This window comes from Pseudoalteromonas shioyasakiensis (genome assembly GCF_022398475.1).
In the GTDB taxonomy this organism is placed as follows: Bacteria; Pseudomonadota; Gammaproteobacteria; order Enterobacterales; family Alteromonadaceae; genus Pseudoalteromonas.
The window spans coordinates 1-4,642 of record NZ_JAKEVM010000209.1 but is presented as its reverse complement, the minus strand read 5'-3'; the positions used below and the strand labels follow the sequence as shown (position 1 = coordinate 4,642).

The 4,642-nt window shown below is 38.1% G+C and carries 2 protein-coding genes; both read left to right on the top strand.

Annotated elements, in window-relative coordinates; genetic code table 11:
- The first annotated feature begins 230 nt into the window (after positions 1 to 230).
- On the top strand, positions 231 to 2,915 hold the full coding sequence (locus L1D51_RS20430; RefSeq protein ID WP_239964687.1) for a TonB-dependent receptor: 2,685 nt from the start codon (positions 231 to 233) through the stop codon (positions 2,913 to 2,915).
- Between the two features lie 103 nt (positions 2,916 to 3,018).
- Positions 3,019 to 4,578, top strand: coding sequence for a phosphodiester glycosidase family protein (locus tag L1D51_RS20425; RefSeq protein ID WP_239964686.1), 1,560 nt, complete (start codon positions 3,019 to 3,021; stop codon positions 4,576 to 4,578).
- The last annotated feature ends 64 nt before the right edge of the window (positions 4,579 to 4,642 follow it).

Genomic DNA, 4,642 nt, shown 5'->3' with positions numbered 1-4,642 from the left:
GTACTTAACGGCAAATGTGACTGTAATACTACACATTAAATAACCAAATGTTAATTAATAAATTTGACGATTAATTGCCTCCCCGTTTAAGTCCTTGAATTAACTTTTTTTAATTTTGTTTAGGTCATTTTTTTAGCAATTTTTTTGACTTTCCACTTCCAAAATCTGATTAAATAACATAGTGTGATTTAATTGGTGGGTACATAATTAATGATTCAACAGGAGTTAAAATGAAAAAAATAAACAAGTTTCATCTAAATTTATGCTCTACTGCGCTTGCTTCAATTGGCTTGCTAGTAGGGCATTATGCGCACGCTCAAGTCACTAGTAGCGATGAGCGTGCGTCTGAATTAGAGGTGATTGAGGTTCAGGGGGTACGAGCAAGCCTCAATAGAGCGCTAGGTCAAAAAAGAGAATCAGTAGAAGTTACAGATTCTATCTCTGCTGAAGATTTAGGTAAGTTTCCTGATTTAAATATTTCAGAATCTTTACAACGTGTCCCTGGAGTAACTTTAAATAGGAACAGTAATGGCGAAGGACAAGCAATTAACTTAAGGGGACTTGGACCACAGTTTACACGTGTTGAAGTAAACGGGATGTCGGGTACGTCAAATGGTAGTGGGGGACGTTTTGCTACAAGTTCTGGAGGACGAGGATTTAACTTCGAACTTTTAGCAGCAGAACTGTTTTCTAATGTGACAGTTAAGAAAACTCCCACAGCAAAGCAAACTGAGGGTGGTATGGCAGGTGTTGTAACGCTAGAAACACCTAAACCCCTGAGCTATGAAGGGACTAAGTTCACTGTATCAGCGCAAGGGAATTATAGTGAAGTTTTAGAAGAGGCTGATCCTAGAGGGTCTGTGTTCTTTAGTCATAATATAGATAACACACTTGGCTTTTCTGCAAGTCTTGCATATTCAGACACTCATTTTCAGTCTAATACCGTGGAAAGTGGTGTCTGGCGACCAATGAATGTAGTGGGGCGAGGAGATTCGGATGATCTCATTGCTAACGGCACTCGCTATTATATTTTTGATGAACAAAGAGACACACTTGGTTCGACGTTTAGTGCACAATACCGCCCTACAGATAGTCTTGAAATGTTGCTTTCAGTGCTTTATGCAACATCAGACAGTGAAAGGCTGGCAAACAGAAATGATATGCCAGTAGAAAACCCTGGTGAGACTGTCAATTATAGCTCTGAAAATGGTATCGTAAATTCAGCATCTTTTACTGGTGTCCAGCAGCGTGTTGGGACAAACTACTTAACTACTGATGAAGAGTTCACGCAAGTTACATTTGATACAAAGTGGGATTTAAACGATTATTGGCAAATCCGCCCATTTATTGGCTATTCAAAACGCGATGCTTCACGTCAATTTGACCTTTATTCATTTCGATTAGCTGAGGATGGTGAATTTGATCCTGGTACTGTTTCTTATGATGTTAGAGGTGACTTTGTAGATTTTCAGTCTTCCCACACTGATTTTACGTCAAACCCCGAAGATTTTTTATTCAATGTTTTTATCTTACGTCCATCGGTTGACGAGGATGAAGAAATAACGGGTAAGCTTGATTTCAGCCGGTACTTTGATGATGGGGCATTAACCGGCATTGATTTTGGCTTTAGGTATTCAGAACGTGAAAAAACACGAGTTCAAACTCAGGAACGACTTCAACGTTTACCTGAAACAGGCATTGAAGATATGCCAAGTTTAGCGAGTGTTGCGATGACGATGCCTTTTGACGTCGATGGTTCATCGGCACCAAACTCACAACTTGTTGCTGACCCACGTTTAATACGAAGTGTTTTTTATCCTCAAGGTGACGCTGTTTCGGGAGCTTTTATAAGGCCATTACCTGGATTTGGTGCATCAGAAAGTTGGCAAGTAAATGAAGATACCTTTAATGCTTATGTTCAAGCTAACTTTGATTTTGAAAATACCCTACTCAATGTTGGGCTAAGGTTGGTTAAAACAGATCAAACAGCCTCTGGTAACACAGTTGAAAATCAATTCCAACCTACGGAGCGCATTACGCCAATTACTGTATCGAATAGTTATACTGAGTACTTACCTAGCGCAAACTTAAGACATGAACTTGACGAGAATTTACTTTTAAGAGCTGCTTATTCTGTTACGTTGACGCGCCCGGATTTACCTGCACTTGCACCATCTGAGACTATTCGAGGGATTGACGAAGGGGGTGGTACAGGTGCAAAGGGTAACCCTGAGCTACAACCTTTCACATCTTCAAACTTTGATTTCGGTATTGAATGGTACTTTGAAGAAGAAGCACTACTAGCTGCCAATATATTCTATAAAGACATAGAAGGTCTTATAGATACTACTTCATTTACAGAAGTGCGTTCATTCCCTAGGCAGTCTGACGGTGTAATTGTCTCTGCACCTATTATATTTACCCAGCCAGCTAACGGCGTTGATGCAAGTGTTAAAGGTGCTGAATTTGCCTTCCAAAAACCATTTACTTTCTTACCTGAAGGTATTTGGCAAAATTTCGGTGGGCTATTTAATTTAACAGTTACTGAGAGCGCAGCAGACTTTAATACAGAAGACGATGTGAGAAGTAGCGGCCTACCTGGGTTATCGAAATTAAGTTATAACGCATCTATTTATTATGATGACGGTGCGCTAGATATGCGACTCTCTTACGCTTGGCGTGAACGCTATCTTGCTCAGTTCTCAGATGATTTTGGTGTTCCAAGGTTTATTGACGATTTTGGGCAGCTAGATTTGTCTGCGAATTATCGAGTGAATGAAGATCTGCAATTTCAAATGCAAATTTTGAATCTAACTAACGAACAAATGATAAATCAAGCAACTTCTCGCTACTTGCCATATGGAGTCAGTGAGCTTGATCGCCGTGTCTTGTTCGGTGTTCGATATAGCTTCTAGAAGTACTGATAATAATTGATTTCCTTATTATCAGTTTAAGTAGGCTGGCCTGCCCGCCAGTCTACTTTTTTGTTTGATTGGTTTATGAAAAGTGGAGTTAACTTTGTTTAAATTATTTAATTGCATCATTTTAGGGTTAATAACATTACAACCCTCACTTGCTAATTCAATGACTGAGCTTTCTAAAGGTGTGTATTTTGAAGAGATAGTTATTCGAGCATCTGATGAAGTAAGTTTTGTAATCGAAACTCAGCCTTATCATTTGCCAAGGAGTAAGAAAGTAGAAAAAATTCTCGCTGATTTTTCAGTGAAACATCATCTATCAATGGTCACCCATAAATTAGAGTTTCCTGATTACTTAGGTAATCAGGTACCTTTTAAAAAGTTCTCTATTACGCCAATTTACAGCCTTTATGATGCTAAATCATTCTCAATGCAACTTTTAGAAATGGGTATTCAAGTACATGAAATACTTAAATGCTCTAAGTGTAAAAGTGACAAAAATCAATTGATCAGCGTAGTGAAAATTGATCCTAACCTTTTTCGTGGAAAGGTAATCTCTAGTTTAGCTAATCAGTCTGTGAGTGGGTTAGCAACGACTAGTGAAATTAGTAAGTCAAATGATTCTTTAGTGAGTGTGAATGGTAACTTTTTTGTGATGCATTCTAAATTAGGTTTACCTGGAGATATTTCTGGTATTGCAGTTGAGAATGGAAAGTTATTGAGTGAAGCTGTTAATAATAGACCTGCTTTAATCATAGAAAATAAAGGTAAAATTAAGGCTACTATTGCACATAGTACAAATACAAAAATAGTTTTACGAAAGGGGAATGAGGAGCTAGACATTCACGGTTTAAACCGCTTGCCAAATAAAATACTCAATTGTGGTAATTTGCAAAATGGCGAGTTTCAATTTCCTACGCATGATGTTGTTTGTACAAACAGTAATGAAATTATCGCTTATACAAAAGAATTTGGTCCGCTCCATCTATTAGATAAGATTGAAGCGGAGCTGTATATTTTAAATGATACTAATAGCAGTTTGTCTAAAGTTAGTGGCTATCCAAGTATGCTCAAGGATGACGAAACTTTAATTTTGGCAACAGGTAACACTAAAGGGTTGCTTGATATCTTTGTAAATGATCCAAAAAATGAGAGTGTAACTGTTAGCTATCAGGTATATGCGGATGGAAAAGAAATTAGTTTGCGAGAAGGTCTTTTCATAATTGGAGGTGGTCCCACTTTATTGTTGAATTCGCAAATTCCCTTAGCGGATTGGTATAAGCAAGGTTGGCATATTTCTAGCCATAAATCAGCAATCGAAGGGCAAGATACAACAGATTTTGAATCAGATGAAACTCTGGATCGCAGTAGCTTTTATGCAAGTTGGGTATATGGAGAACACCCTAGAACTTCTGTTGGTGTTGATGCAAAAGGAAATATGTATATTTTTGCTGTCTACGGAAGAAATCCATATCTAAGTCAGGGAATGGGGTTGACAGAGCTTGCTGATTTTATGAAAAGCAAAGGCGTGGTTAATGCGATAAATTTGGATGGTGGTGGTTCAACCGCGATGGTTGTTAATGGTCGTTTGACAGGACTACCGTCTGATAGTAAAGGGGAGAGAAAGGTGGCTGATGCGTTATCGATTATTGTTGAATAGAAGTTGTAAAATAATTTATTTAGAGCATGTCATAAGTTAAAAGTTGATTAGGCGTGTTTATAAC

Bases quoted from the DNA above. Each gene is read 5' to 3' on its own strand.
- L1D51_RS20430 (WP_239964687.1), top strand. From the start codon at position 231: ATGAAAAAAATAAACAAGTTTCATCTAAATTTATGCTCTACTGCGCTT.